The organism is Desulfobulbus oligotrophicus, from assembly GCF_016446285.1.
Lineage (GTDB): Bacteria > Desulfobacterota > Desulfobulbia > Desulfobulbales > Desulfobulbaceae > Desulfobulbus > Desulfobulbus oligotrophicus.
In genome coordinates this window covers 1,329,695-1,354,487 of sequence record NZ_CP054140.1, presented here as the reverse complement: position 1 = coordinate 1,354,487, position 24,793 = coordinate 1,329,695, and the positions used below count along the sequence as shown (strand labels likewise).

Genomic DNA, 24,793 nt, shown 5'->3' with positions numbered 1-24,793 from the left:
TGCAGCGTGGTTAGGGCGTGTAAAAACAGCAGACGCATCAAACCTCTAAACTCTAAAAACTAAAAGATATGCAGCGGTTCATGATGCCGCTCCGGTCAACTGAAATGTCATGCCCGCCGCACCGGGTCGGCACCGGTCACCGAAGGCCTGGCGCAGTGCTGCCACTGCATCCGCACCTGTGCAATGGCAGGGAACAATGAGATCCGGTGCAAACCGCTGCAAGGCCTGGACCGTCAGATCGATCCTGCTGCGATCCGCATTGACCAGATGGAAACCACCGATTACCGCGTAGATACGCATCCCATCATTCTGCCGCTGTGCCTGCATCAATGTATTGATCAAACCGGCATGAGCACAGCCCACACAGACAACCAGCCCCCTGTCTGTCCGTATCCAGAGGGCAAGATCATCATCAAACAGATCCGGTCGATGCCCGGACTGATCAAGAAAAAAAGGGCCTGAACTTCCCTCAAAAACCGTCTTGCGGGCAATGGGACCGGTAAGCCCGACTGCCTTGTTCAAGAGGACAGGCCGCTGTACCCAATGAAGCTGCTCCTGCGGAAACCGATCCAACACCGTCATGACCTCACGCGGCATCTGAACAGATCGGACATCATGATTGCGGATAGCGTAGCGGGGAGAGACCGCACCTGGGTGACAGTGCAGCATACAATTATGACTCTGGTGCAAGACCTCTTCCAGGCCGCCGGTGTGATCGTAGTGGCCATGGCTGAGCACGAGATGATCGAGCAAAGCCAAACGGACGCCTGCACGCCTGGCATTGGCAGACAAGACACCGCCCTGTCCGGTATCAAAAAGAAGACGCATACCGTCTGCCTCCACCCAAAGGGCAAAGCCATGCTCGGTTGCAAATCCAGGCAGGCCTGCATTATCAACAAGAATAACGGCTCCGGCATCCTGGATACTGGTTGTCAATGACATAACAGTTCCTGTGATCGATAATTTTTTTCTTCCCGGTTGTCAGGAGAAGTTGAGAGGTATCGGTTCAACACCGGCACCCCGCCCGACAGTGAATAATTGTTCTCTTGTACTGCAAGTATCCTGTCAGGTTGCAATGATTCTTAATTTTTTTTCCTGCAACACACTCTCCTCAGGCATCCTGCTGCACAACAGCGCCGACATGGGTGGAAGAATCGGCAACACCCTGTAGGCAACAGCAGGCAGGAGAGACCTCTATACCGGAAGGGTACATCTTCCAGGCATGCCAAGGGGAACATGGCAACAGAACAGGTCCACTGCGCTTGTCCCAATGAACGTCTTCTGTTCACCGGATGCTGTGGACAATGCACAGATCTGTTGCACACTCTCCCACACAACCGTTGCGCAGTATCCTTCCTGTCCGCAAGAAGTTCGCCTGAGAATGACCTGAACCAGGCAGACCTTCTTCGCAGTTTATAAGACGCTCACAGCCATATAACGATAATTTTTGAGAAGCATATATCCAACAAAAAACGGGGCAAACAGCTCCATTTGTCGTGGAACCGTCTTGCCCCGTACGGGTAAACGCGACGAAAAGATGAGAGTTACTCGGATTCCATGCTGACTTTCCAGACCTCCCAAACCTTACCGACTAAATCCGGACCCGGCTTGAGGGTGAGCTTGCCCGGCTTCCAACCTGAGGGAGTTGCTTCAGCGCCCTTAGTTGCCCGTACAAGTTGAAAGGCCTGTATCTGGCGTATGGTCTCGGCCACATATCGGCCCACCGGTGGACTCAGCACTTCATACCCCTGGATAATGCCGTCGGGATCGATGATGAATCGACCGCGGTTTTCCACGCCGGCGTCCGGGTCGTACACGCCATACGCTTCCCCAACCTTGCCTCCACCATCGGAAAGCATGGGGAAAGGGATACCTCCGGTGACCATTTTAGACAGTTCGTGGTCATCCCACATCTTGTGAACAAAAACGCTGTCCACACTCACGGAAAACACTTCAACACCAAGTTCTTGAAACTTCGGATAATGATCGGCGACCGCCGATATTTCGGTTGCTCAAACAAAAGTGAAATCACCTGGATAAAAACACAGGACAATCCATTTTCCCAAGTGATCAGAAAGTTTAAATGAGGTGAACTGGCCCTTATGATATGCGGGAGCCGCAAAATCAGGGGCTGGCTTTCCTACCTGAATCATCTTTTTTTCCTCCTTTACTGGTGGTGCTGTCTGTTGTTCTTCTGTTTCATGTGGTTGACCTACCAGACCTCCGGTCGGGCGGGCACAACCAATCGCAGGACTATCAGCCATACGCTTCCTCCTTGGATATAAGTGCAGATAGAAAAATCAAATCGTCGCGCTCCATACAACTTAAGAAAAGTTACTATCTATGAAAATGAAAATCAACCGCGTTCACAGCCGGGGCAGAAAAAACAAGGAACATCCGTCTTCCACCATTCTGTGCCGGCAGACTTCATCGGTTACCATCCAACAGTGCTGGCATTCACCCATCTGTATGCTGTTGCAAAAATCGATCCTCCACACGATGAGGTAGCACCAAGACGCAATCATCTCTATAGTGAGATGCATGCTGGCCTGATTCTTGATACATTCAAAGTGAAGAACAACAGACTGCCGGGATACAGAAATCAACAGCCACACACGTCTACATCCGGCCGGTCGTCAAACGCATAAAGACGAGAACAAAGGCAAGACATCTGTCAAGGAGGGGCAATCGATGTGGAAGATCCTGCAATTTTTGACCAAAAATCTCATCCTGGCTATCCCGACAACCATGATCCTTGGTTTTATCTGTGGTGCTGCAGGCGATATGATGTGGTTGAAAAGTCTGATTGTTCCGTTCACCTTTCTCATGGTCTACCCCATGATGGTTACCCTCAAAATCAGGGATGTCTTTTCCGGTGGTGACATCCGTGCCCAGACAATCACCCAACTGGTGAACTTTGCACTCATCCCCTTCCTGGCCTTTGGTGTGGGCTGGATCTTTTTCCGTGAACATCCGTACATGATGCTTGGACTGCTGCTGGCCGGTCTGGTTCCAACCAGTGGCATGACCATCTCCTGGACCGGATTTGCCAAAGGCAACGTGGCTGCTGCCGTCAAGATGACGGTGATCGGCCTTACCCTTGGCTCATTGCTCACCCCGATATATGTCAAAGTCCTGCTGGGAGCCACTGTCACCATGAATATGGCCGGCGTCTTTACGCAGATCGGGCTTATTGTTTTTCTGCCCATGGCCCTGGGATATGCCACCCAGCGGTATCTCGTCTCCCGCTACGGCCCGAAGGGGTTTGCCGAACGTTTTGCACCGCGCTTCCCCGGACTGTCAACCCTGGGAGTGCTGGGGATCGTTTTCATTGCTCTGGCTCTGCAGGCACGAACCGTGATGGCCTCACCACACATTCTTCTCCAGATTCTTGTTCCCCTTGTTCTGATCTACAGCGTCAATTATGCTGTAAGCACTGTGGTTGCCCGAATGCTGCTACCACGCGGCGATGCCATTGCCATGGTCTACGGTACGGTGATGCGTAACCTGTCCATTGCCCTGGCTGTGGCCATCAACGCCTTTGGCGCCCTCGGCGCTGAGGCAGCCCTGGTGGTTGCCATGGCCTACATCATTCAGGTTCAATCAGCTGCCTGGTATGTCAAACTGACCGACAGACTTTTCGGTCCGCCGGCAGCGGCTTAACAGACAGCCTGATTGTGCTCTGATCGACAGTTCTGCACTGCCGGGATAAACGTATCGTTAAAAACAGGAGACAGATCTGCAACATCGAAGACAGCGTATTCCGGCAGAAGTCGGACTGTGCACAGGCCCTGCCGACCGCCGGGTCTCCGTGAAAACCCGGCGGTCGGCAGGATATGTACAACAGAGATATGATCCGGCAAATGCCCGGAGTGTACGGCCCGAAACCGATTACCTGTACATCTGTATAACCGACATACTTCATGCGTAGTAACAGAGTTGACAAAAGCTCGCGATCACACTACATAATCATCTATACGTTTCTATAACTATCAACCAGTGTACTCATTGTCATGCAATACTCCATAGCAGCAGCAGCGGCGATAGCTCCAGTTCCTTGGCGACCGCCTGCTGCTTAACCATAGCAGAAAAACGGCTCACCATGGACTGGCATTCCGGTTCATGGCGTTGCATGCAAGCCTGAACCGGAACGGTTCAGGCTTTTTTTGTTTGCTCACAAAAAAACCTGTCGATTGGTCCCTGGCCCTTTACCATCTCTTTTCGAGGAAACAACTATGCAGACATCACAGTCCCCTATTCGTTTTGCAGAACGGATGAACCAGCTGCCGCCCTACCTTTTCGGCATCATCAACAAGATCAAGATGGAAAAGCGATGGCAAGGTATTGATGTGATCGATCTCGGCATGGGCAACCCCATGGACCCCACCCCCGACAAGGTCACGGAAAAACTGTGTGAGGTGGCGGTTGACCCGAAAACCCACCGCTATCCCGCCGCCGGCGGCATGAAAAACCTTAAACGGGAAATAGCCCTTTACTACAAGCGCAAGTATGATGTGGAGCTCACCGGAGAAGATGATGTCATCTGTACCATCGGCTCCAAAGAGGGCATTTCCCACCTCTGCCTTGCCCTGCTGGGTACCGGGGATACCGTCCTGGTACCGACGCCCTTTTTTCCCATTCATGTGTACGCAGCAGTCATTGCCGGTGCCAGCGTTATACGATTTCCGCTTGGCTCAGAGGAGGATTTTCTGCGACAGATCAGCGCCATGTGCCGGTCTCTCTATCCGCAGCCCAAACTGGTCATGCTCAACTATCCGCACAACCCCACCGGTACCCTGGCCAGCAGGGACTTCTTCAGCGAAATGATTAAGCTGGCCAAACGGTACAACTTTATGGTGATCAACGACTTTGCCTACGGCCAGATTATCTATGATGATGAGGTTGCCCCTTCACTGCTGGAGGTGCCGGGGGCACTTGATGTGGGGGTTGAATTCGGTTCCTTTTCCAAGTCGTACAATATGGCCGGATGGCGGCTGGGCTACTGCGTGGGGAATACGGAGATGGTCGGTGGACTCGGTAAAATCAAAGGGTACTACGACTACGGTATCTTTTCACCGATCCAGGTGGCCGGAATTGTCGCCATGCGGGACTGCGACGACACCATTCTCGAGCAGGTGGCCATCTATCAAAAACGGCGGGATGCCCTCTGCGAAGGTCTGGTCCGCATGGGCTGGGAAGTGGAAAAACCTAAAGCAGGCATGTTTGTCTGGGTGAAGATTCCGGAACCGTTTATTCAGATGGGCTCCATCCGCTTCTCGGTAGAGATGATGAACCGTGCCAATGTGGCGGTGGCTCCGGGGGCAGGATTCGGGGAGGAAGGTGACGGTTTTTTACGCCTGGCTCTTGTGGAAAATGAAAACCGTATCCGCCAGGCTCTCAAACAGATGCGCCGTGCCCTGGTGGAAATTGAACAGGAAGTCAAGGCCGGCATCTTTACCCTGACGCCGGAAGATTCAACCGAACAACCCACAGCCGGCAGCAATTGATACCAACGCTCCGCAGCAGCAGAACAGGTCTTGCCGGATGGCTCAACCGGTCTATTTGTCTGAAGGTTGAGCCGTCTGGTGGGATAGAACCATCCCCCGGCAGACACAATGAACCGCAGGGCAGGCGCACTGAAGATCATCAGACGATCTCCTGGGTTTTCACCTCCCTGCCGGTCATGTCAGCGTCAACAAAAAAATCGTTTTACTGCTGCCCGGCAAGCAGTGTGCGCCATCGCCGCACATTCTCCTCATTGAGCTCACGCTCCTGCTGATCGTTTAAGATGCGACCCATGGGCTGCAACCCGGCGGTGTCCTCAACTTTTCCCAACACCATGTTGGCACCGGTATGCGCCCAAACGCCTCGGAAGGGGAAAACCCGAAATGCCGCCAAAAGACCGGTTGCCTCCTGTTGTGTCAGTGTCTGATCCAAGATGAACAGCTGCTCACCGCTGATGATATCAAGAGCACTGCACCCCTTCTCAGGATGCAGCACACCGATCCAGAAGACAGAGAAACGGGCCTGCACCATACCGGCCAGCAGCTCTTGTTCCAGGCTCTTTTCAGGGTAAACTTTACGGTTGTAAAGCTGTCGGACCAGGCTGAATCCCCGCGGGCGATACATGTAGATCAGGTAATCCTGAAAGACCTCCGCCTCCAGCTCATGGTCAAAACGTACACCCAACCTGCCGTTTTGCCTGCTCAACATGTGCAAACGTTTTGCACAGGTCCTGATGGCCGCTTTATCGGCCATTTGGGCAAGCCGCCCGTGCAGCATGGGGATCAACGGCCGGCAGTCCTTGTAGCCGGCAACCACCTCATCAATATCTTCCGGAAGAACAACTGACAGTTCCATAGGGTCCACTTTATTCGCTCATGTGTTGTTTCACTTCAACCGACAGGCCACGCCTAAATCGCGCCGGCGATCCGGCCACTTAAACCACCCGTATCTCGGGCTGCCGGGTACAATGCCATATCTCCACCCTGTTCCACTGCAAAATTTATGAAAAACAGTCCTCCAAGTTGGTGACGGCTTTATTTATTAAAAAAACAGTTTAAGCTACCGCCATTCTGTGTACCTTTCAATGATATTTCCACCCCACAGGTAAAAGGCATTGACCGTAAAACAGCAACTAGAACCGGTTGCCGGTTTTAGTGGACGCAGTCAGGCTCAACACCACAAGGAAAGTGACCATTACTGCTCATGATATCCATGCTTCAGTCAACAGATGAGAGATTGACTTGATTTGCTTGACTTTTTTTATCGCGAAACATCAGACAGAGGTATAAGGTGCAACTGATTGGGATGTAAACCTGCTGAAAATACATGATAATGCCCAAGGATCGCCACACCTATGACAAAATCGGAGGCACAAACCCGTTCAGAACTCATTGATTGGCAATTAGCCCAGGCAGGTTGGGATGTGACCAACCCAACTCTGGTCATTCAGGAGTTCGACATCCTGGTCGCCGCACCCGCGTTGACGACCGCCGAATCCCCATCCCCCTATGCCGGCCACCAGTTCAGTGATTACGTGCTGCTGGGAAAAAACGGCAAGCCTCTGGCCGTGGTTGAGGCCAAGAAGACCAGCAAGGATCCGGCCCTTGGTCGCGAACAGGCCAAGCAATACTGCTACAACATCCAGAAACAACTGGGCGGCGAGCTGCCGTTCTGTTTCTACACCAACGGCCATGAGCATTATTTCTGGGATCTCGGCAATTACCCGCCACGCAAGATCGTCGGCTTCCCGACCCGTGATGACCTTGAGCGCTTTCAATATATCCGCCGCAACCGCAAGCCCCTGACCCAGGAGCTGATCAATACCGCCATAGCGGGCCGCGACTATCAGATCCGCGCCATTCGCGCTGTGCTGGAAGGTATAGAACAGAAGAGACGCGACTTCCTTTTGGTGATGGCCACCGGCACTGGCAAGACCCGCACCTCTATCGCCCTGGTCGATGCCCTGATGCGTGCCGGACACGCCGAAAAAACCCTGTTCCTCGTTGACCGCATCGCCCTGCGTGAGCAGGCACTGGCCGCCTTCAAGGAACATCTGCCCCACGAGCCACGCTGGCCCAATGTGGGCGAAAAACTCATCGCCAAAGACCGCCGCATCTACGTCTCCACCTATCCCACCATGCTCAACATCATCCGGGACGAGTCGCAGCAGTTGTCGCCGCACTTTTTCGATTTCATTGTGATTGATGAGAGCCATCGCTCCATCTACAACACCTATGGCGAAGTTCTGGACTACTTCAAGACCATCACCCTGGGGCTTACCGCCACCCCCACCGATATCATCGATCACAACACCTTTCAGCTCTTTCACTGCGAAGATGGCCTGCCCACCTTTGCCTATACCTTTGAGGAGGCGGTCAACAACCTGCCGCCCTACCTGTGCAGCTTCCAGGTGATGAAGATTCAGACCCGCTTCCAGATGGAGGGGATCAGCAAGCGCACCATCTCGCTGGAAGACCAGAAAAAGCTGCTGCTGGAAGGCAAAGAGATTGAGGAGATCAACTTCGAGGGTTCGCAGCTCGAAAAACAGGTCATCAACAAGGGCACCAACACTCTCATCGTCAAAGAGTTCATGGAAGAGTGCATTAAGGACGACAGCGGTGTGCTACCCGGCAAGACCATCTTCTTCTGCTCGTCCATGGCCCATGCCCGGCGCATGGAAGAGATCTTTGACAAGCTCTTCCCGCAATACAAAGGCGAGCTGGCCAAGGTGCTGGTGTCGGACGACCCGCGTGTCTACGGCAAGGGCGGTCTCCTCGACCAGTTCACCAACAACGACATGCCCCGCATTGCCATCAGTGTGGATATGCTCGACACCGGCATCGACGTGCGGGAAATCGTCAATCTGGTCTTTGCCAAGCCGGTCTACTCCTACACCAAGTTCTGGCAGATGATCGGGCGTGGCACCCGCCTGCTGGAATCCGGCAAGCCCAAGCCCTGGTGTACAGAAAAGGATGTGTTTCTCATCCTCGACTGCTGGGACAACTTCGAGTACTTCAAGCTGCAACCCAAGGGCAAGGAACTCAAGCCCCAGCTGCCTCTGCCGGTACGCCTGGTGGGCTTGCGGCTGGATAAGATTGAAAAGGCCATCGACCTTGCGCAGACGCAGATTGCCGAGTGTGAAATTACCAAGGTGCGCCGGCAGATCAGCCGGCTGCCGCAAAGCTCCGTCATCATCAAGGAGGCCGCCGCCGTACTCGCCCAACTCGATGAGAAAAACTTCTGGATCACCCTGAATCACCAGCGGCTGGAGTTTCTACGCACCGAGATCAAGCCCCTGTTCCGCACTGTCTCCGAGGCTGACTTCAAGGCCATGCGTTTCGAACGTGACCTGTTGGAATACTCACTTGCCCGACTCAGCAAGGAAAAGGAAAAAGCGGCAACCCTCAAGGACGGTATTGTTGAGCAGATCAGTGAACTGCCGCTTGCCATCAGCTTTGTTCAAGCCGAAGAAGAGCTGATTCGTACCGCCCAGAGCAACCACTACTGGGCCAAAACAGATGCCAATGAGCTGGAAGACGCCCTTGACGAGCTGAACAGTCGCCTGGGCCCACTGATGAAATTCCGCGAACGGATTGGTCCTGGTCCGATGCACCTTGATCTGCAAGATGCAATTCACTGCAAAGAAATGGTCGAGTTCGGCCCCCAGCACGAATCGGTCAGCATCAGCCGCTACCGCGAGATGGTCGAGACCATGATCGCGGAGCTGACCACGCGCAATCCCATCCTGCAGAAGATCAAGAACGGTGAAGAGGTTTCATCAGGCGAGGCCGCTGCTCTGGCTGAGCTGCTCCATGCCGAACACCCGCACATCACCGAAGATCTGCTGCGCCGTGTCTACAATATCCGCAAGGCCCACTTCATCCAGTTCATCCGCCACATCCTCGGCATCGAGATCCTGAAGAGTTTTCCGGAAACGGTCAGCGAGACGTTTGACCAGTTCATTAGGCAGCACACAAATCTCTCCAGCCGTCAGCTGGAATTTTTAAACCTGCTCAAAGGCTTCATCATCGAACGCGAGAAGGTGGAGAAGAAAGACCTCATCAATGCGCCGTTTACAGTCATTCACCCACAGGGGATTCGCGGTGTGTTCAGCCCGGCAGAGATCAACGAAATCGTGCAGCTCACCGAGCGACTGGCGGCTTGATGAATATGAACCACGGAAAACACGAAAAGCACGGAAAGGATAGAAGCGACCATTTCCCCAGCGTCACGAAAATGGTCGGGAAGCCTGAGCCCAATTACGGCTAATTCGCCATATTTGAAAACCGGTTCTGTTGGAATTTGGCAGGAGGGATGAAGTGAGCGGGAAAAAACAAAAAATATCCGTACAAGGCAGTCAGATTACCGTTCTGCAAGAAAACAAGCAGGATTATATTTCGTTGACCGACATGGTGCGCGATATCGAAAACGGACTGGCACTGATTGAGAAATGGCTTCGAAACAAAAACACCATAGAGTTTCTGGGTATTTGGGAGGAAATCTACAACCCCGGTTTTAATTCCCCCGAATTCGAGGGAATTAAAAGCCAAGCGGGCCTGAACCGTTTTGTTTTGTCGGTTAAACAATGGGTTGAAAAGACTGACTCGATTGGGATCATCGCCAAGGCCGGACGCTATGGTGGAACCTACGCCCACAAAGACATTGCCTTTGAATTTGCTTCGTGGATATCTCCTCAATTCAAACTTTACCTGATCAAGGAGTTTCAGCGTCTCAAAGAGCAGGAACTCCAGCAACTCGGCTGGGATATCCGTCGCAACCTGACGAAAATCAATTACCGCATCCACACCGACGCTATCAAGACAAACCTGATCCCGCCCGAGCTATCGCCTCAGCAGATCAATTTCATCTATGCCAGCGAAGCGGATCTGCTCAATATGGCTCTGTTCGGCAAAACCGCGAAGCAGTGGCGGGATGAAAACCCAAACTACAAAGGCAATATCCGCGACAAAGCCAATGTCTCCCAGCTTGTCTGTCTGGCCAACCTCGAAACCCTGAATGCCCATTTCATTCATCAGGGGCTGCCCCAGGCCGAGCGCCTGAAAATTCTGAACCAGACCGCCATACACCAGATGAAACTCCTGCTTGCGGACAGAAACGTTAAGCAACTGGAAAAAAATGACTAAATTGAACCACGGAATGCACAGAAAAACACGGACGATAACAAATTCTTTTTCCGTGCTCTCCGTGCCTTCCGTGGTAAAAAATATGAACCCCGGAAAACACGGAAGACACGGAAATGAGTCAGTTGCTTTTTGAGGAAGAGACCTTTGCCATACGCGGTGCGATCTTCAATGTTTACCGAGAGATGGGCTCTGGTTTCCTGGAGCCGGTCTATCAGGAATGTCTCGAAAAGGAGCTTATTTTAAGAGGCATCCCGTTTGTATCGCAACCGGAATTGCGGCTGAACTACAAAGGCACAAGGTTGCGTCAGACGTACAAACCTGACCTGATCTGCTTTGAACGGGTTATTGTCGAACTGAAAGCCATTAAAACCATCGCACCGGAACACAAGGCACAGGTGTTGAACTACCTGAAAGCAACGGATCTGAGACTTGGCCTGCTGGTCAACTTCGGCAGCCACCCAATGGCACAGATCGAAAGACTGATTTTATGAACCACGACAAAATTATTTTAACCACGGAAAACACAGAAAACACAGACAAAAATAAACTCTCTTTTCCGTGTTGTCCGTGTCTTCCGTGGTAAAAAACAAATCTACCCAGGTTGCAGAACAACTGATTTTATGAACCACGGAATACACCGAACACACAGATGACAACACCTTCATTTTTCCGTGTTGTCCGTGTCTTCAGTGGTAAAAAACAAATCTTCCGTGTTGTCCGTGTCTTCCGTGGTTAAAAAGGAATAGAACCATGCTGCAAAACAACCCCGAACTCAAAAGCAAGATCGACCAGCTCTGGAACAAGTTCTGGTCCGGCGGCATCTCCAACCCGCTCACCGCCATTGAGCAGATCACCTACCTGCTGTTTATGAAACGGCTTGATGAGCTGGATCAGAAGAAGCAGGCCGATGCCGAGTGGATCGGAGAGCCCTACACCTCCAGGTTCGCGGGTCAGTGGATTCCGACCGAGTATCGGGATCGGCAAAACCCCGAACAGTATGCCATTGAAAAACGCACCCTGCGCTGGAGCGAATTCAAGCACATGCAGGCCGAGGAGATGCTCCAGCATGTGCAGACCAAGGTCTTCCCCTTCCTCAAGGACATGAATGGTACCGAGTCCAACTTCACCCGTCACATGAAAAACGCCGTGTTCATCATTCCCAAACCAGCACTCCTGGTGGAGGCGGTGAAGACCATTGACGAGATCTTCGAGATCATGGAGCAGGACTCCAGGGAGAAGGGCCAGGCCTTTCAGGACATCCAGGGCGATGTGTACGAGATGCTGCTGTCCGAGATCGCCACCGCCGGCAAGAACGGCCAGTTCCGCACCCCGCGCCATATCATCCAACTGATGGCCGATCTGGTGCGGCCGCAACTGGGCCACCGCATCGGGGATCCGGCCTGCGGTTCCGGTGGCTTTCTGCTCGGAGCCTACCAGTACATTGTCACCGAGCTGGCGAAAAAGGCCGGTTCAAAAGACGTGCAGCCCGATGAGGACGGCTTTGTCCGTACTTCGGTAGCAGCGGCTTTCGATGAAAAGCGCCAAACCATTCTGCAGGAAAGCCTATACGGTTACGACATCGATCAGACCATGGTACGCCTGGGGCTGATGAACCTGATGATGCACGGCATCGACGAGCCCAACATCGACTACAAGGACACCCTCTCCAAGAGCTACAACGAGGAGGCCGAATACGACATCATCATGGCCAACCCGCCCTTTACCGGCTCCATCGACAAGGGCGACATCAATGAAAACCTGAGCCTCTCCACCACCAAGACCGAGCTGCTCTTTGTGGAAAACATCTACCGGCTGCTGAGAATGGGCGGCACCGCCTGCGTTATCGTGCCGCAAGGGGTGCTGTTCGGCTCCGGCCGCGCGTTCAAGACCCTGCGAAAGCTGCTGCTGGAGCGTTGCGACTTGAAGGCCGTCATCACCATGCCCAGCGGCGTATTCAAGCCCTACGCCGGGGTCAGCACCGCCATTCTGCTCTTTACCAAGGTCTGGGGGCCGAAGGACAAGGTGACGCAGCCGGCCACCGAACATGTCTGGTTCTACGAGATGCAGGCCGACGGTTACTCGCTGGATGACAAGCGCAGCAAGCAGGAAGGCTATGGGGATTTGCAGGATATTGTGGCGTGCTTCCATGGGCGCAATCCCGAAACAGACGTCGAAGACCGCACCATTACGGATGAGCACAAGTGCTTTATGGTGGCACGCAGCGAAATTGCCGACGAGAAGAACAACTTCGATCTCTCGCTATCACGTTACAAGACCGATGTTTTTGAGGAGGTGCAGTACGATGCGCCGAGGGTGATATTGGAGCGGCTGCTGGTGGCAGAGCTTGGGGAAGAGTTTGTTAACCACGGAAGGCACGGAAAACACGGAAAGTTGCTGGATGGAGTTGAGAGCGGGATTGTGCGGGAGTTGCTGGAGTTGAAGGGGATGGTGGGATGAGAAAAGTTCCGCTTAGTTTAATTGCGAACGTCACCGCAGGGCAAGGTGCTCCTAAGCCGGATGAATTTTCCGATAGCGGCGTTCCCTTCGTTCGCGCTGGCAGTCTGGAAGATTTGCTCGCCGGTAAAAGTGAGTCCAACCTTGAACTGGTGCCTGCAGAAACGGCTAAAAAACGAAAGCTGAAGCTCTACCCTAAGGGCTCGATTCTTTTCGCGAAAAGCGGCATGTCTGCGACGAAGGATCGCATTTATATTTTGCAAAATTCTGCCTATGTCGTCAGTCACTTGGCCATCTTGACTTCGAAAGACAACGTTCATAGGGATTATCTTCGACTTGCGCTCAAACAATTCCCGCCTTCAAGCCTTATCAAAGACCCAGCGTATCCAGCCATCAGCCTCGGAGAGATTCAGGGCTACGAAATTCCGATACCTGAGGAAATCGACGACCAAAAGCGCATTGCTCATCTGCTCGGCAAGGTGGAAGGGCTGATCGCCCAGCGCAAACAACACCTACAACAACTCGACGACCTGCTCAAAAGCGTCTTTCTGGAGATGTTCGGCGACCCCGTGCGGAATGAGAAGGGGTGGGACAAACCGGAATTGAGGCATTTTGGCAAGATTTCGACGGGAAATACTCCTCCAAAAAAAGACCCGTCCAACTATTCGAGTCGATACATTGAATGGATAAAGACAGACAATATTTCGGCTGACTCTGTTTTTATAAGTCAGGCTGTAGAATATCTCTCAGAAACTGGGTCAATCAAAGCGCGAACTGTAACGAAGGGTGCTCTTATGGTGGCCTGTATAGCCGGAAGCGTTGAGTCTATCGGGCGGGCAGCACTGACAGACAGAACAGTTGCGTTTAACCAGCAAATCAACGCCATCCAACCAGAGCTGGATGTCAATCCGCTCTTTTTGTACGGCTTGTTCAAGATTTCCAAAGCCTACGTTCAAAGTCATGCATCAAAGGGGATGAAGAAAATTTTGACCAAAGGCGACTTCGAAAAGATCACAATGATCAAGCCGCCGTTCGACCTCCAAAATCGATTCGCAACCATCGTCGAAAAGGTCGAGGCCCTCAAGTCCCGCTACCAGCAAAGTTTGGCTGATCTGGAAAACCTCTATGGCGCACTGAGCCAGAAGGCCTTCAAGGGCGAGTTGGACCTGTCGCGGGTAGTGCTGCCAGCGGAATCCCCTGATATTTTTGAAGAAGAAAAGATCGATGTAGAGGAAAAACAACCCATGGAGCCATCGTTCGAGTTGCCTGCACCCGAAGAACTTACCGTCTTGCAAACCATTGAAGGCCGTAAATCCCTGCTGGGCAAGTGGCTGAATGCCTGGCTGGAGCAACTGGGTAATGCACCCTTTGCCGCGCAAGATTTTATGGATGCCGCCCGGGGGCGCCTGTGGGAGCTGTCGGAAGACGATGCACCGAACTGGGGCGCGGTGGAATACGACGAACTCAAGGCCTGGGTGTTTAAAAAAATTGCATCGGGTAAGATAAAGCAGACCAGAAATATAATCAGCATCAACGAAAAGAAGCAGTTCGGCAACCAAGTGATTCTGCGAAGTCGGAAATCGAGATTGTAATGAAGCTGCTGAGACTTAAAATCACCGACCCAAAGGGCTTTCGCAGCCTGCAAGCTGGTTTTGAGTACCACTTCCGCAACGACTGGAACTTGCAGGAGGAGCAGGACTTTGCTCCGTTTGTCTGTGCCGGCCCGAACGGCAGCGGCAAGTCGAACCTGCTGGAGGCGCTGGCGGCGATCTTCTACCACCTGGAGTGCATCTATCTGGAAAACCTGCCGGACAGTTTTCGTTTTGAGGAAGAAACCAACCCCGGCGGATTTCGCAGTGAAACCGCCATTCCGGACGGTTTCGAGATCGAATATCTGATCCGTCCGCAGGATGCCTTGACGACCAAGGGCCACAACGGTCAGGCCCATGTGCGCATCGTCAAGCAACCCGGTGAAGCGCCCAAGTGGTTTCTCCTCAACTATGCAGAGCAGGAAGGTGCGGTGGATCTGCCCATCAGCCAGACCCTGGCCCGCCAACTGCTGCCGGAATATGTTCTGGGCTACTCTTCCGGTGAGAACGAAATCCTCAGTCTGCCGTTTTTCAAGATGCGCTTTGTCCAGTTCGACGAATATGACCAAGCGCTGAAGCAGCAGTTACCCTATCCGGGCCGCCCGGAATCACGGCTGGTCTACCTCGACAGCGGTTTCAGCCAGGCGATTCTGCTCTGCAACTTGCTGCTTCAGGATGCCGATACGATCGCGTTCCTGGGCCAAGATGTAAAAATTGAGGCGATCAAAGAGTTCCGCATCATCATTCGGCGCAGCATCGAGGTAGACGAAAGCCGGATTCCCGCCTTCGGCAGTCAGGACGAGAACAGGCGGGAGACCATCGAAGAGATTGTCAAAAACCACCCGGCCCTGAGCGTTATCGAAGACGAGAGCCAGACTAAGCGGTATCGCGTCAATCTGGTGCATCTGCTGGACGGTGACAATACCAGTGATAAGATAATTCCTCGCCTGAAACGCTGCGCCACCTGCTGGTATCTCGACGAGGACAACGACACCCTCATTTTCGATTATTGGGTCAATGAGGCCACCCGGCAGGCCTTCCGCGAGAACTTTGATTTCGAGATCAACAGCTCGCCCATTGCCCTGTTCCAGGCTTTTCAGGTGCTGCTGACGCTGAACCTCTTTTCCGTCAGCGATCAGTTGAAGGCCGATCTGTACCAGTCCGACAGCCACTATGTGAGCGAGACAGTGCCGACCCTGGCCTCGGACGAGCGCATCATGCGCTTCAAGCTCGTCAAGTTCCGCAAGACCGACGTGACCGAGTCGGTGATGCTCAAGGACCTTTCCGACGGCGAACATCAACTGCTCCACACCCTGGGTCTCTGCCTGCTGTTCAAGAAGACCCAGAGCCTCTTTCTGCTCGACGAGCCAGAGACCCATTTCAATCCCGACTGGCGCGCCAACTTCGTCACCCGCCTGCATCAAAGTTTTGGCGAAAGCAAAGGTCAGGAGATGCTGGTCACCACTCACACCCCGTTTCTGATCTCCGACAGCCGACCGGAAAAGGTGCTGGTGTTCAGCAAGCACGAAAAGACTGGCGAGGTCAGCGTCAAAAATCCCGAATACAACACTCTCGGTGCATCCATTAACAAGATCACCATGGCTACCTTCGGCAAACGCGAGACTATCGGCGGTTTTGCACAAGATAAACTGAAAAAGTTCCGTCAAGATTTTGAGGATGGTAAAGACAAAGAGCAGCTCATCGCTGAGATCAACCGCCAGCTTGGTGACTCAGTGGAAAAGGTACTGCTTATCAAGACCATTCTCGACAGCATGGAGGGCAGAGACTGATGCTGTTTGCCTATACCTATGTCCCCCATGCGATGGAGAAGATGCAGGAGTTTATCGACTTCATCTTTTTTGAGGTGTGGTGTAAAGCGCCTATCGGATTGGCTTTCCGTCTCGATCTGTTTGAAAACGAGCCAGACCTAAGAGAAGTTCTTTCAGCTTTTGGGTTTGCGGCGAATGCCCCCGAGCGTGGCAAGCAGTTTTACAAAGACATCAAAGCTATCTATGAACTTTTTGCTCCATTAACCTCGGTGCAGATCGGCCAGTTCAAACAATGGTACCAGGCCAACAATGACATCGAAAAGGTCTGTGCTAATGATCCGGCGGTTCAGATCGTCCGCTATGTCGATATCGCCGCCATCCATCCTGACCTAAGCGAACGACTGGCGTCATTTTTCAAGAGGCTCTATTCCCAACAACTGCTCGATCTTGCGGCGCTGCGGGAAAAGATCGGCCAGATTGATGAGCACTACCAGGCCTTTATGCAGACAAACACCACCGGCAAATGCCCGTTCTGTGGTCTTAGTGACATCAAGGGGGTACGCCACACCAAACGCGAGGCCTATGACCATTATTTGCCCAAGGCGCTTTATCCCTTCAATTCGATTAATTTCCACAACCTCGTCCCCACTTGCCACGAGTGCAACAGTGCCTACAAACTCAGCCGCGACCCGGCATGCAATGCCGCTGGTCGACGCAAGGCCTTCTATCCCTATGCGACCGGTTCCCACGATATCGAGATTACCGTTGATCTTAACAGCCCGGATATTGATCGTCTGACACCTGCCGACATCCAACTCACCTTTGGCCCGGCTACCCTCCACGAGGAGATCGAGACCTGGAAAGAGATCTATGGCCTCAATGAGCGTTACAAGGCTAAACTCTGTGGAGAAAACGACGGCAAGTACTGGTTGATGCAGGTACTCGACGAATGCCAGGCGTATGGCAAGCAACCCGCCGACATCTTGGCTATGCATGCCCAGCAGGCTAAAAACTGTCCGTACGCCGACTGCAATTTCCTCAGAAAACCTTTTCTCGACGCATGCCAGTTGTCCGGTCTGTTTGATGCCATTGCAATGGAGGGAGCCGCACCATGATTTTCACCCCTGCATTCACCATTATCAACCGCATGGTCCAGGCGATCATCCGCATCGAACGGGTATCTTTTACGAGGAATCACTTTGAGCTGGGGTACGGTACGACATGGTTTGCACCATTTCAAACAGCAGCGGAGGCAACGTGACATATCAGCCGCCCTACACCATCACACCGGCGATAGTGAATCTGGTTGCCGAAATCAGTGAAACCATCGGGCGCTACACCGTGCTGGCCGAACAGAAGCTGGCTCCGCGCCTGCGCCGGGAAAACCGTATCCGTACCATCCAGGCCTCACTGGCCATCGAGAACAACACGCTTACCCTTGAACAGGTGACCGCTGTGATTGAGGGTAAACGGGTGTTGGGACATCCTCGCGAGATTCAGGAGGTGCTAAACGCCTTTGCGACCTACGAGGCTATGGAGGGCTGGAACACCGGTGTGGAGGAGGATCTGTTGGCGGCGCATGCGTTGTTGATGCGTGGTCTGGTGGATGAAACGGGTCGCTATCGATCCGGCGGGGTCGGCATCTTCCGGGGCGAGCAGTTGGTCCACATGGCTCCTCCTGCTGATCGTGTGCCCAAACTGATGGCGGATCTGCTGGAATGGCTGGAAAACACCGCCGAGCATCCCTTGGTAGCCGGTTGCATTTTTCACTACGAGTTCGAATTCATCCATCCCTTTGCCGACGGCAACGGCCGCATGGGTCGGTTGTGGCAAACCTTGATTCTCCGCAACTGGAAGCCGCTGCTGGCCTATCTGCCGGTGGAGACAGTGATCCGTAATCGCCAGGAAGATTATTACCGGGTACTTGCGGTGGCCGACAGCCAAGCGGATGCCACCCCTTTTGTTGAGTTCATGCTGGGTGCGTTACGCGATGCCGTGGCCGAAGCCGTGTCCACCGACCAAGTAACCGATCAAGTAACCGACCAAGTAGCGGCATTGATCCAGGCGATCGGAAGCGGCGAACTGGGCAGCAACGATTTGATGCAGGCTTTGGATTTGTCCCACCGCCCCACGTTTCGGAACAACTACCTCAACCCGGCCCTGGAAGGCGCATGGATCGAACGCACACAACCCGCTTCCCCGCGCAGCCCGACCCAGCGCTATCGGTTGACCGCTCAAGGCCGGCGTTGGCTGCAACACCATGCCGACAAGTAGCAGAGGAATACTTGCGACAAACTCGCGCCATGGCGGAACAGATCGATGGTGACATGCTCATGGCAATGTATCAAGAGGGCGCTATTATCTGAAAGCGGTCCAACGAGCTGGTGACCTGTGGGAAGGTAACGGGAGGGACTAAAGAGTTAAAAAAGAGTCAGCAAAAAAGCAGATCAATAACAAAGGATGGGCAGGCCGTTGAGCTTTCTCTGTTTTTTATTTTATCCGGAAAAAGCTCAAGCATTCTTTTTATGTTGGGCGGCAGGTGGGATTTCCTTAAAATACCTTCCCCCCGTAATACATGAAAGTTGGCGGAGAGGCAGGGATTCGAACCCTGGGTGGAGTCACCCCCACAACGGTTTTCGAGACCGCCCCGTTCAACCACTCCGGCACCCCTCCGCAAACGATGGTATTGATACCGCTTTCCCGGCGCAACGTCAACTCAACAACCACCGTTTCCTCCACAAGATGAACTTTTCCAGAGAGCTGTTGACATTGTTTATGCCCCTAGGTAAAACTGGACCAGTTATTTTTCTACTTTAAGGGAGCGGTTATGCCTTATTCTCAACAGCACTTGAAAGCCTTCATGTTCCCTTTGATTGCGTGCGTGCTGCTGTTTTTGAGTGGTTGCGCTGCGCTGTACGGCCTGAAGGAAGATCCGAAAATTTCCGTGGCAGACATCCGAATTCAGGATATCCGGGCCATGGAGGGTATATTTCTGATTAAGCTGCGGGTGATGAACCCCAATGATGTCCCCCTTGACCTGCACGGTATCAACTGCACACTGGAACTCAACAAACGGCACTTTGCCAACGGCATCAGTGACAGCAGCCAGACAGTCCCTGCCTTTGGCAGTACAGTTGTACCGGTTGAGGTCTACGCCTCGGTACTTGATATGGTTGCCTCGGTGGCGGACCTGTTACACACCGCCGGAAAACCATCGACCAAGGACAAACCGGTTCCGTACCTGCTGAAGGGGGTTGTGCGTATCGGTGTGCACGGATTTAAACGGGAAGTGCCCTTCAAATCCTCTGGTGAGCTGTCCCTCAAAGGGCTGACACCACCCCGCTGACCACTCTGTACCGATCTCCACCAGCCGGAAATCGGACGGCTCGGCGCACACAGACAAACTCAACGTCACCGGGTCGAACGACCGTGGCAACTGCCCCCTCTTTTACCGCAAACCGTGTTGCCCCGCTGTTGTTGCAGACAGTAGTGCTGACTGGACGGGACAGTACCCTGAGGTACGTTTTTTATATCATTCATGCAAGGAAGGTACGTGCTTACACAACAACAAGGCCAACTGCTCATACGACTTGCCCGTCAGCAGATCGAAACCCATCTCGGGGTCTCCCCCTCTTCTCCTGCTTCTCAGAAGGAACTGACCGATCCGGCGCTCCAGGAAAAACGCGGTATCTTTGTCACTCTACATAAACAGGGTGCTCTGCGGGGATGCATCGGCAGCCTGACCGCAGTGGAATCGATTGTCCAGGGTGTGCAGCGACAGGCACTGAACGCAGCCTTCCATGATCAGCGTTTTGCTCCCCTGACCGTCGACGAGTTGCCGGACCTGCACATTGAGGTCTCGGTGCTGACCACACCTGAGCCGCTTGTGTACCGCGATGTGAACGAACTGCTTGAGCAGCTGCGGCCGGATATCGATGGTGTTATCCTCAACGGGTCGGGTGGTACCGGCGCCACCTTCCTGCCCCAGGTATGGCGGCAACTCCCGGATGCGGCAACATTTCTTGACCATCTCTGCCGCAAGGCCGGTTTAGCCGATACGACCTGGCGATCGGAACAACTGACCATCTCCACCTATCAGGTACAATCCTTTGCCTAGGGTAGACCTATATTACAGTATCACCTCCTATGAATGAACTCTGTTTACCTCCTGAGCTCTCCGGTGAGATCGCTGCGATCTACCAGTCCATGGCTTCTGCCTATGATCAGACCGCAGAAAAAATCTCCCTGAGCTGTACCGGATGTTCCGATAACTGCTGCGATTCCTACTTCCTTCACCATACCTACAGCGAATGGGCCTATCTGTGGGAAGGGCTTAAAGACTTGCCAAAAGAACAGCTGGACCGGGTGATACAGCGCGCACAGGACTATATCAGTCAAAGCCGGCTCGTGCTTGCCCGCAGTGAACGCCCGCAGCTCATGTGCCCCCTGAACGAAGGCGGGCTGTGCAGCCTGTACAGCCATCGACTGATGATCTGCCGGACCCACGGTGTACCGGCAACCCTCACCAGTCCCGACGGCCGCCATCACCGGTTCCCCGGTTGTTTTCGGTGTCAGGAAATAGTCAACAAAACCTATGCCCGGCCAACCGATGCCCCGGCAATGGAACGCACAGCCCTTTTCCAGCGACTGGTCCGGCTGGAGATGAGATTGCTGGGCGAGCTGCAGGCCCGCGTACCGAGAGTCAGGTTGACCATTGCCGAGATGATCGTCAATGGCCCACCCCGAGTCACCATCAACCAGAATTAACTGCAACTTCTATGGATATCACCGTTCAACAGATCTCAGACGCCGTCCTGGCCGGAACAGCGATTGACCGGCCGGCAGCCCTCAGCCTGCTCACTGCAGATCAACAGGATCTGTGGCAAGCCGCTGATGCTCTGCGTCGTCACTTTATGGGCGATCATTTCGACCTTTGCTCGATCATCAATGCCAAAAGCGGCAACTGTACAGAAAACTGCCGTTTCTGCGCACAATCGGCCAGACATCACACCGGTATCACCACCTACCAGGTCATTGCCGAAGATGAGGCCATGCACCAGGCACTGGACAACGACCACTTCGGTGTCCACCGCCTGTCCCTGGTGACCAGCGGCCATCATCTTTCCGCTGACACCCTGGCCGCACTGACCCGGCTCTACCGACAAATGACCGGGGCAACCTCCATGCTGTTCTGCGCCTCCGCAGGGTTTCTTGATCAGCACACCGCTGACACCCTGTACGCCGCCGGTGTCCGACGCTACCACTGTAACCTGGAGGCCTCACAGAATTACTTTCCAGAAGTCTGCACCACCCACACCTGGGAAGAAAAGGTCCAGACCCTGCGCCTGGCTCAAGAAACAGGCATGTCGCTCTGCTCCGGCGGTATTCTCGGGATGGGCGAAACAATGGCTGACCGGATTGACATGGCCTTTGAACTGCGGGATCTTGGCGTTAAATCAATCCCGATCAACATCCTCACCCCGATTGCCGGCACACCCTTGGCTGAGCTGGTACCGTTGTCAACAGAAGAGGTGCTGACCACAGTGGCTCTGTTCCGGTTTATTAATCCTGATGCGGTCATTCGCATGGCCGGCGGCCGGCAGCAGCTGGGCGACGACCAGTATCGCTGCTTTGCTGCCGGAGCAAACGGAGCCATTGTCGGTAACTACCTGACCACCACCGGTGCCGGGATTGCCGACGACCTGCACCGGCTCGCAGCCATGGGTTTTACTTTTGAGAGACCTGCTTTATGAATGTCGACTCCCTGCTCCAATTTGACCGAAACCATCTCTGGCATCCCTACACCTCCACCACCCATCCTCTGCCGGTCTACCCTGTAACCTCGGCTGCCGGCGTGCGCATCCGTCTGCATACCGGCCAGGAATTAATCGATGGGATGTCTTCATGGTGGTGTGCTGTTCACGGGTATGGTCATCCGGTGTTGGTGGAGGCCATCCGCGAACAGAGCGAACGTATGGCCCACGTGATGTTCGGCGGCCTGACCCACGACCCTGCCGTTGATCTTGCCCGCCTGCTGATTGAACTGACACCGGATCCTCTTGATAAGGTGTTTCTCTGTGATTCCGGTTCCGTCAGTGTTGAAGTCGCGTTAAAAATGGCCCTCCAATACCAGCAGGCTGTTGGCCGGCCGCAGCGACATCGGCTGGCAACCGTACACGGCGGCTACCATGGTGACACCTTTCATGCCATGTCTGTCTGTGATCCGGTTACCGGCATGCATACTCTGTTTGAGGGTGCACTGCCTCGTCAACTCTTTGCGCCACGCCCCCAATGCCGGTTTGATGCCGCCTGGAACAAGAACGACCTGACAGCCATGGCACAACTGCTGGCCCGCCACCATCATGAGATAGCAGCCGTCATCATCGAACCCATCGTCCAGGGAGCGGGCGGCATGTGGTTCTATCATCCCGAATACCTGCGCGGCTTACGGCAGCTGTGCGATCAGTATGAGATACTTCTGATTTTTGATGAAATAGCCACCGGCTTTGGCCGTACCGGCGTTTTCTTTGCCGCCGAACACGCCGGAATCAGCCCGGACATCATGTGCGTGGGCAAAGCCATCACCGGCGGTACTATGACCCTGGCCGCCACAATGGCCACCACCGAAGTGGCCACAGCCATCTCTGAAGCAGCGCCGGGCGTTTTCATGCATGGACCGACCTTCATGGGCAACGCCCTTGCCTGCCGGGTTGCCTGCGCCTCCACACAGCTGCTGCTGACAACGCCCTGGCAGGAACGGGTTCTGGCCATTGAACGTCAGTTAAAAGACGAGCTGACACCGGCGATTGAGCTGCCAACCGTGGCAGATGTCCGGGTCCTGGGAGCCATTGGTGTCATCGAGACCCACAAACCGGTGAACATGGCTTTACTGCAGCGATTTTTTGTCGATCAGGGGGTCTGGGTTCGCCCCTTTGGTCGTCTGCTCTATCTTATGCCGTCGTATATCATTGATCCGGATGATCTGTCAAAGCTCACCTCAACCCTGGTGCAGGCCGCGGCCATGACGGTTTAAGCACGCACACAAACAGTCATTTTCCAACAACTCCTCCACGCCAGGCTGAAAGATCCATGAAACGGGAACTGGTGCATAAGACCATACTTCTTCTCCTTGTGCTGCTCATCTCAGCCCTCTTTCTCGGCATGATCCGGCAGTTTCTGATGCCCATGTTCATGGCCGCTCTCTTTGCCGCCATCCTCAGCCCCACGCATCGCTGGCTGACCAAAAAGCTCGGCAACCGGACAAATCTCGCCTCGATCCTCATTATTGCCGGTATCATTCTGCTTGTTCTGATACCGTTATCTCTCTTTATCGGGGTGGTGGTTGCGCAGGCCGTCAGCGTAAGCCAATCAATTACGCCCTGGGTGCAGTCTTTTATCAACGAGCCGACCACGCTCACAACCTACATGCAGAAGCTCCCCTACTACGAGCAGATCTTACCGTATCGCACCCTGATCATCGAAAAAGCAGGGTTACTGGTCGGCAATGTCTCCACCTTTTTGATCAACAGTCTGTCTGAAGTCACCAAGATGACCGTTGGTGCCGTATTCAGCAGCATCATCATGCTCTATGCAATGTTCTATTTCCTCACCATCGGGGAGACGCTGCTGAAAAAGATACTCTACTTTCTGCCGCTGCAGGACAGTGACGAGCAGAGACTGCTGCACCGTTTCACCTCGGTTACCAAAGCAACGCTGAAAGGGACATTGATCATCGGTGCCCTCCAGGGAACTGTCTGCGGATTCGCCTTCCTGCTGGCAGGTATTCAGGCACCGGTCTTCTGGGGGGCAATGATGGCTGTCCTGTCGATCATCCCCGCTTTCGGCACGGCCATCATCTGGGGACCGGCACTGATCCTGCTGGCCCTGAAGGGAGAGTTTCTCGGCGTGGGGATTCTGGCCGTTCTCTGTGGTGCGATAGCCGGTAACCTTGATAACATCGTCCGACCGAGACTGGTGGGAAAAGATACTGAACTGCATGATCTCCTGATCCTGTTCGGCACCCTTGGCGGAATCACCATGTTCGGCATCCTGGGTATTATCATCGGTCCGATCATCGCTGCGCTGTTCACCACCATCTGGGAGATTTACGGCAATGTCTTTGCAGACTATCTGCCTGAAGTCGGGCCGCTGTTTCGTTCTGAACCCGATACATCCACGCCGGAACACCCGACAGCACTGCAACCTGAACCGGTCGAATCAACGCCGATACCAGGTGTTGTTAAGGAAAAAACCGAGCCTCCCGCAGCACAGGCCGGTTGCGATACATCCGAAAAAACCGACTGAACAGCCGTTGCGATGACGTACATTGAAA

21 protein-coding genes, 1 tRNA gene and 1 pseudogene are annotated in these 24,793 nt (G+C 53.8%); 18 read left to right on the top strand and 5 right to left on the bottom strand.

All coding sequences use genetic code 11. The features are described from left to right. Window positions 1–78: 78 nt before the first annotated feature. Window positions 79–942, bottom strand: coding sequence for an MBL fold metallo-hydrolase (locus tag HP555_RS06045; RefSeq protein ID WP_199264278.1), 864 nt, complete (start codon window positions 940–942; stop codon window positions 79–81). Between the two features lie 602 nt (window positions 943–1,544). Continuing rightward, window positions 1,545–2,264: a thioredoxin-dependent peroxiredoxin gene (gene prxU / locus HP555_RS14070; RefSeq protein WP_233249267.1), complete on the bottom strand. Its 720-nt coding sequence runs from the start codon at window positions 2,262–2,264 to the stop codon at window positions 1,545–1,547. Window positions 2,265–2,285: 21 nt separating this feature from the next. On the opposite strand from prxU, the gene HP555_RS06030 reads away from it, so the two are divergent. Together HP555_RS06030 and HP555_RS06025 are read left to right on the top strand one after the other, a co-directional pair. Then, window positions 2,286–2,648, top strand: a complete 363-nt coding sequence (locus tag HP555_RS06030) for a hypothetical protein (protein WP_199264275.1) — start codon at window positions 2,286–2,288, stop codon at window positions 2,646–2,648. Between the two features lie 43 nt (window positions 2,649–2,691). Beyond that, window positions 2,692–3,663 (top strand): arsenic resistance protein, encoded by a 972-nt coding sequence (locus HP555_RS06025; protein ID WP_199264274.1) that lies wholly within the window; start codon window positions 2,692–2,694, stop codon window positions 3,661–3,663. 348 nt (window positions 3,664–4,011) lie between these two features. On the opposite strand, the gene HP555_RS14200 is transcribed toward HP555_RS06025, so the two are convergent. Further along, the gene (locus tag HP555_RS14200; RefSeq protein WP_269846860.1) at window positions 4,012–4,134 is read right to left on the bottom strand and encodes a hypothetical protein; all 123 of its coding nucleotides are present in this window, start codon (window positions 4,132–4,134) and stop codon (window positions 4,012–4,014) included. A gap of 101 nt (window positions 4,135–4,235) precedes the next feature. Here HP555_RS14200 and HP555_RS06020 point away from each other — a divergent pair, with 101 nt between their 5' ends. After that, complete coding sequence (locus HP555_RS06020; RefSeq protein WP_199264273.1) at window positions 4,236–5,507, top strand: aminotransferase class I/II-fold pyridoxal phosphate-dependent enzyme; 1,272 nt, start codon at window positions 4,236–4,238, stop codon at window positions 5,505–5,507. Between the two features lie 202 nt (window positions 5,508–5,709). Here the strand turns inward: HP555_RS06020 and HP555_RS06015 are convergent, their stop codons facing one another. After that, window positions 5,710–6,360 carry a hypothetical protein gene (locus HP555_RS06015; protein WP_233249266.1) on the bottom strand — a complete coding sequence of 217 codons (651 nt, stop codon included), beginning with the start codon at window positions 6,358–6,360 and terminating at the stop codon, window positions 5,710–5,712. Between the two features lie 499 nt (window positions 6,361–6,859). Between HP555_RS06015 and HP555_RS06010 the strand changes: the two genes are divergently transcribed. From HP555_RS06010 to HP555_RS05970, 9 genes are all read left to right on the top strand, one after another. After that, window positions 6,860–9,670, top strand: coding sequence for a type I restriction endonuclease subunit R (locus HP555_RS06010; protein WP_199264272.1), 2,811 nt, complete (start codon window positions 6,860–6,862; stop codon window positions 9,668–9,670). A 154-nt stretch (window positions 9,671–9,824) separates the two neighbouring features. Further along, window positions 9,825–10,649 carry a KilA-N domain-containing protein gene (locus tag HP555_RS06005; protein ID WP_199264271.1) on the top strand — a complete coding sequence of 275 codons (825 nt, stop codon included), beginning with the start codon at window positions 9,825–9,827 and terminating at the stop codon, window positions 10,647–10,649. Window positions 10,650–10,762: 113 nt separating this feature from the next. After that, window positions 10,763–11,140: a GxxExxY protein gene (locus tag HP555_RS06000; RefSeq protein ID WP_199264270.1), complete on the top strand. Its 378-nt coding sequence runs from the start codon at window positions 10,763–10,765 to the stop codon at window positions 11,138–11,140. A 259-nt stretch (window positions 11,141–11,399) separates the two neighbouring features. Further along, window positions 11,400–13,106: a type I restriction-modification system subunit M gene (locus HP555_RS05995; protein ID WP_199264269.1), complete on the top strand. Its 1,707-nt coding sequence runs from the start codon at window positions 11,400–11,402 to the stop codon at window positions 13,104–13,106. Then, window positions 13,103–14,695, top strand: coding sequence for a restriction endonuclease subunit S (locus tag HP555_RS05990; RefSeq protein WP_199264268.1), 1,593 nt, complete (start codon window positions 13,103–13,105; stop codon window positions 14,693–14,695). Before HP555_RS05995 ends, HP555_RS05990 begins: the two co-directional genes overlap by 4 nt. After that, on the top strand, window positions 14,695–16,482 hold the full coding sequence (locus HP555_RS05985) for a restriction system-associated AAA family ATPase (RefSeq protein ID WP_199264267.1): 1,788 nt from the start codon (window positions 14,695–14,697) through the stop codon (window positions 16,480–16,482). The genes HP555_RS05990 and HP555_RS05985 overlap by 1 nt, the downstream gene beginning before the upstream one ends. Next, a complete protein-coding gene (locus tag HP555_RS05980; RefSeq protein WP_199264266.1) occupies window positions 16,482–17,576 on the top strand; it encodes an HNH endonuclease in 1,095 nt (364 codons plus the stop codon). Before HP555_RS05985 ends, HP555_RS05980 begins: the two co-directional genes overlap by 1 nt. Next, on the top strand, window positions 17,573–17,722 hold the full coding sequence (locus HP555_RS05975) for a hypothetical protein (RefSeq protein WP_199264265.1): 150 nt from the start codon (window positions 17,573–17,575) through the stop codon (window positions 17,720–17,722). Before HP555_RS05980 ends, HP555_RS05975 begins: the two co-directional genes overlap by 4 nt. Further along, window positions 17,719–18,735, top strand: a complete 1,017-nt coding sequence (locus tag HP555_RS05970) for a Fic family protein (protein WP_233249265.1) — start codon at window positions 17,719–17,721, stop codon at window positions 18,733–18,735. Before HP555_RS05975 ends, HP555_RS05970 begins: the two co-directional genes overlap by 4 nt. 309 nt (window positions 18,736–19,044) lie before the next feature. Here the strand turns inward: HP555_RS05970 and HP555_RS05965 are convergent. Continuing rightward, window positions 19,045–19,134, bottom strand: a tRNA-Ser gene (locus HP555_RS05965). Between the two features lie 154 nt (window positions 19,135–19,288). Between HP555_RS05965 and HP555_RS05960 the strand changes: the two genes are divergently transcribed. The 6 genes and pseudogenes from HP555_RS05960 to HP555_RS05935 all read left to right on the top strand — a co-directional run bounded on the left by HP555_RS05960 (window position 19,289) and on the right by HP555_RS05935 (window position 24,765). Further along, complete coding sequence (locus tag HP555_RS05960) at window positions 19,289–19,807, top strand: LEA type 2 family protein (RefSeq protein WP_199264263.1); 519 nt, start codon at window positions 19,289–19,291, stop codon at window positions 19,805–19,807. A gap of 207 nt (window positions 19,808–20,014) precedes the next feature. Further along, complete coding sequence (gene amrA, locus HP555_RS05955) at window positions 20,015–20,578, top strand: AmmeMemoRadiSam system protein A (protein ID WP_199264262.1); 564 nt, start codon at window positions 20,015–20,017, stop codon at window positions 20,576–20,578. A gap of 29 nt (window positions 20,579–20,607) precedes the next feature. Further along, complete coding sequence (locus HP555_RS05950; RefSeq protein WP_199264261.1) at window positions 20,608–21,228, top strand: hypothetical protein; 621 nt, start codon at window positions 20,608–20,610, stop codon at window positions 21,226–21,228. Window positions 21,229–21,239: 11 nt separating this feature from the next. Beyond that, window positions 21,240–22,214 (top strand): biotin synthase BioB, encoded by a 975-nt coding sequence (bioB, locus tag HP555_RS05945; RefSeq protein ID WP_199264260.1) that lies wholly within the window; start codon window positions 21,240–21,242, stop codon window positions 22,212–22,214. Continuing rightward, window positions 22,211–23,494 (top strand): annotated as a pseudogene (bioA, locus tag HP555_RS05940) (adenosylmethionine--8-amino-7-oxononanoate transaminase); the annotation flags it as partial. The gene bioB and the pseudogene bioA, both read left to right, overlap by 4 nt. A gap of 56 nt (window positions 23,495–23,550) precedes the next feature. Continuing rightward, window positions 23,551–24,765 carry an AI-2E family transporter gene (locus tag HP555_RS05935; protein ID WP_199264258.1) on the top strand — a complete coding sequence of 405 codons (1,215 nt, stop codon included), beginning with the start codon at window positions 23,551–23,553 and terminating at the stop codon, window positions 24,763–24,765. The last annotated feature ends 28 nt before the right edge of the window (window positions 24,766–24,793 follow it).

What these genes read in the sequence shown, in the direction of transcription:
- HP555_RS06045 (WP_199264278.1), bottom strand. Translation starts at nt 942, where the DNA reads ATGTCATTGACAACCAGTATCCAGGATGCCGGAGCCGTTATTCTTGTT.
- HP555_RS06025 (WP_199264274.1), top strand. Translation starts at nt 2,692, where the DNA reads ATGTGGAAGATCCTGCAATTTTTGACCAAAAATCTCATCCTGGCTATC.
- HP555_RS14200 (WP_269846860.1), bottom strand. Translation starts at nt 4,134, where the DNA reads ATGCAACGCCATGAACCGGAATGCCAGTCCATGGTGAGCCGTTTTTCT.
- HP555_RS06020 (WP_199264273.1), top strand. Translation starts at nt 4,236, where the DNA reads ATGCAGACATCACAGTCCCCTATTCGTTTTGCAGAACGGATGAACCAG.
- HP555_RS06015 (WP_233249266.1), bottom strand. Translation starts at nt 6,360, where the DNA reads ATGGAACTGTCAGTTGTTCTTCCGGAAGATATTGATGAGGTGGTTGCC.
- HP555_RS06010 (WP_199264272.1), top strand. Translation starts at nt 6,860, where the DNA reads ATGACAAAATCGGAGGCACAAACCCGTTCAGAACTCATTGATTGGCAA.
- HP555_RS06000 (WP_199264270.1), top strand. Translation starts at nt 10,763, where the DNA reads ATGAGTCAGTTGCTTTTTGAGGAAGAGACCTTTGCCATACGCGGTGCG.
- HP555_RS05995 (WP_199264269.1), top strand. Translation starts at nt 11,400, where the DNA reads ATGCTGCAAAACAACCCCGAACTCAAAAGCAAGATCGACCAGCTCTGG.
- HP555_RS05990 (WP_199264268.1), top strand. Translation starts at nt 13,103, where the DNA reads ATGAGAAAAGTTCCGCTTAGTTTAATTGCGAACGTCACCGCAGGGCAA.
- HP555_RS05985 (WP_199264267.1), top strand. Translation starts at nt 14,695, where the DNA reads ATGAAGCTGCTGAGACTTAAAATCACCGACCCAAAGGGCTTTCGCAGC.
- HP555_RS05980 (WP_199264266.1), top strand. Translation starts at nt 16,482, where the DNA reads ATGCTGTTTGCCTATACCTATGTCCCCCATGCGATGGAGAAGATGCAG.
- HP555_RS05975 (WP_199264265.1), top strand. Translation starts at nt 17,573, where the DNA reads ATGATTTTCACCCCTGCATTCACCATTATCAACCGCATGGTCCAGGCG.
- HP555_RS05960 (WP_199264263.1), top strand. Translation starts at nt 19,289, where the DNA reads ATGCCTTATTCTCAACAGCACTTGAAAGCCTTCATGTTCCCTTTGATT.
- HP555_RS05950 (WP_199264261.1), top strand. Translation starts at nt 20,608, where the DNA reads ATGAATGAACTCTGTTTACCTCCTGAGCTCTCCGGTGAGATCGCTGCG.
- bioB (WP_199264260.1), top strand. Translation starts at nt 21,240, where the DNA reads ATGGATATCACCGTTCAACAGATCTCAGACGCCGTCCTGGCCGGAACA.
- HP555_RS05935 (WP_199264258.1), top strand. Translation starts at nt 23,551, where the DNA reads ATGAAACGGGAACTGGTGCATAAGACCATACTTCTTCTCCTTGTGCTG.